Origin of the sequence: Simplicispira sp., assembly GCF_028687295.1 — a bacterium.
In the GTDB taxonomy this organism is placed as follows: domain Bacteria; phylum Pseudomonadota; class Gammaproteobacteria; order Burkholderiales; family Burkholderiaceae_C; genus Simplicispira; species Simplicispira metamorpha.
This window is the reverse complement of the sequence record NZ_JAQUAL010000239.1, coordinates 1-2,530: the sequence shown is the minus strand read 5'-3', so window position 1 is coordinate 2,530 and position 2,530 is coordinate 1. Positions and strand designations below refer to the sequence as shown.

Annotated in this window: 2 protein-coding genes and 1 pseudogene; 2 read left to right on the top strand and 1 reads right to left on the bottom strand. The window is 64.2% G+C overall.

Annotated elements, in window-relative coordinates; translation table 11 throughout:
- A pseudogene (locus tag PHX69_RS16120) lies at positions 1 to 413 on the top strand (acetyl-CoA C-acyltransferase); the annotation flags it as partial.
- Between the two features lie 119 nt (positions 414 to 532).
- The gene (locus tag PHX69_RS16115; RefSeq protein ID WP_288045158.1) at positions 533 to 1,666 is read left to right on the top strand and encodes a helix-turn-helix transcriptional regulator; all 1,134 of its coding nucleotides are present in this window, start codon (positions 533 to 535) and stop codon (positions 1,664 to 1,666) included.
- 257 nt (positions 1,667 to 1,923) lie between these two features.
- Here the strand turns inward: PHX69_RS16115 and PHX69_RS16110 are convergent, their stop codons facing one another.
- A complete protein-coding gene (locus PHX69_RS16110; RefSeq protein ID WP_288045156.1) occupies positions 1,924 to 2,409 on the bottom strand; it encodes a nuclear transport factor 2 family protein in 486 nt (161 codons plus the stop codon).
- Between the last annotated feature and the right edge of the window lie 121 nt (positions 2,410 to 2,530).

Here is a 2,530-nt window from a genome sequence, read left to right as displayed (position 1 = left end):
CGGTGCTGATGAGCGCGGCCCAAGCGCAGCGCCGGGGCCTCACGCCCCTGGGCATCTACCGCGGCGTGGCCGTGGCGGGCTGCGGCGCCGACGAGATGGGCATCGGCCCGGTGTTTGCCATCCCCAAATTGCTGGCGCGCCACGGCCTGAGCGTGGATGACATCGGTCTGTGGGAAATCAACGAAGCCTTTGCCTGCCAGGTCATTCACTGCCGCGACACGCTGGGCATTCCAGACGAGCGCTTGAACGTCAATGGCGGTGCCATTTCGATTGGCCACCCGTTTGGCATGTCGGGTGCGCGCCTGGTCGGCCACGCCCTGCTGGAGGGGCGCCGGCGCGGTGTGAAATACGCCGTGGTCAGCATGTGTATCGGCGGTGGCATGGGCGCAGCAGGGTTGTTCGAATTGGCGTAAAAAATAAGGGGGGAATCTGGTTTTTCCCCTGAAGGGGCAGGACTACACTCCATTTCCAAAAATAGAAGGAGACAGGCTTGGAAGCAGCGATTTCGGAATCAACCTCCACGGGTGCGCTCTTGGGGGAGCACCTTTCGCCCGAATTCCTCAGCCAGATTCTGGGCGCCATCTACGACGCTGCACTGAACGAAGCCGCCTGGGTTACCTGCTTGCAGTTGGTGCGCAACACGCTCGGCGCCAATTACGCGTCGCTGATCGTTCGCCATGAAACCATTGACGACATCGGCCTGATCGTTTCGGCTGGCAGTGACCAGTCTGATATTGACCCTGGCAATCCCCACATTGCCATGAGTCCGTTCACCGGCATCAAGCCCGATCAGGTGGTGACCATCAAGGATGTGTTGACCGAGGCGGAGTGGCGCGCTTCCTGGTACTACCGCAGTTACTGCGCGCCGCAAGGGGTGTTCCATGTACTGGCCGCCGACATTGCCACGCGCAATGGCGGCGTGTATGGCTTTCGCGTCACCCGGCCTGAAACATCGCCCGACTTTTCCCAGGCCGACATCGACTTTTGCCGCCTGCTGCTGCCCCACATCAAGCGGGCGCTGAACCTGCACCTGTCCATCCACCAAGACCGCAAGGTCAGCACGCTGTACAGCCATGCCATGGCGCAGATGATGGTGGGCGTGGTGGTGCTGGACCAGAACGGCCAGGTGATGGAGTGCAACGCTGCCGCCACGGCCATTCTGGATGCCAAAGATGGGTTGAGCGTGGCAGGCGGGCAGCTGGAAGCGTCTTATGTCGAGGACAACCGCAAGTTGCAAACCTTGGTGCGCAGTGCGCTGTCCTCGCCACCGGGCGGGCATTTGGCGCTGAACGAGGCCATGTCGGTCAGCCGCCCTTCAGGCCGGCTGGGCTGGGGGCTGATTGTGCAAAGCATTGCCTCTGACCAGTGGACGGAGGGCAAACAGCGCCCCAGCGTGGCCGTGTTCGTGCGCGATACCGAGGGGCGGGTCGATCCGCCCGTGCGGCTGGCGCAACAACTGTTCCACCTGACCCCCGCTGAAACCGCGCTGGCCATCCAGTTGGCCAACGGCCTGTCGCTGGAAGAGGCGGCCGAAATACTGAACATCAAGCGCAACACCGCGCGGGCACACTTGCGCTCCATCTTCTCCAAGACGGGCGTGCGCCGCCAGACGGAGCTGGTGCGCATCTTTCTCAACAGCGTGGCCTGGCTGAGCGCTGCCGACTGAGTTCACGTCCCCAACCCACCCGCAGCCCCCGGCGGCGCTGGTGCGCACCGGGGGATTTTTGCGACTGCACTGCGCGTCTGCCACCGCACGGGTGCAGCGCCGCTTGATGATCATCCTGCTGCGGGGGTGATTGCCCGTGCGCTGGTGGCGGTGCAGCAGGGGGCCAGGGGGGGGCTATTTGCTGCTTTTTTGATAGCTGCTTGCGCTTATCTACATTGGCCTGGAAGCCATTTTGACCATTATTTTGAGTGCGGCGGTCAGGGCGCGGCCAGCCCGGTGGGCGGTGCCAGTACGCTGCGGCTGCCAAACTCGAATCCCACCACCATTTTCCGGTGGGCGATGCGCCAGCCCGCCGGGGTGTGCGTCCAGCGGTCGTGGTAGTAGCCCATGCACTCGTAGGTTTGCGCGGCCTTCTCGCCCGCGCCACGGTGCGATGCGCGTACTGCGGTGCGGCTGCTGACCAGCAGTGCATCGCCCTCAGCGCTGTCGTCTTCGGGCGTGTCCACATCCACCACCAGGTTGGCCAGCAGGTGCTGGGTGGGGCCGCAGCCCCCCAGGTGGTTGCGCAGCATGTCCAGGATGGCCGCTGGGTCGGGCAGCGTGCGCAGCCCGTATTGGGCGCTGGCATCGGTACTGAACACCTGGTCCATCAGCCCCCAGTCGCGCTCGTCGCACAGCTGGACGTAGCGGATCAGCACTTGTTGCAGTTCGCGTTCGAGCCACAGGCGTTCAAGCTGAATCACGGTGCTTCCTTGGCGGCGGCAAACAAGGGCGCTGGGGCCGCTGTGTTGGTGGTGGGTGTGGACGCAACCGCACGGCGCTGGGTGCCCACGCCCAGCCAGCAGGCCATGGCGGGCAGCAGGA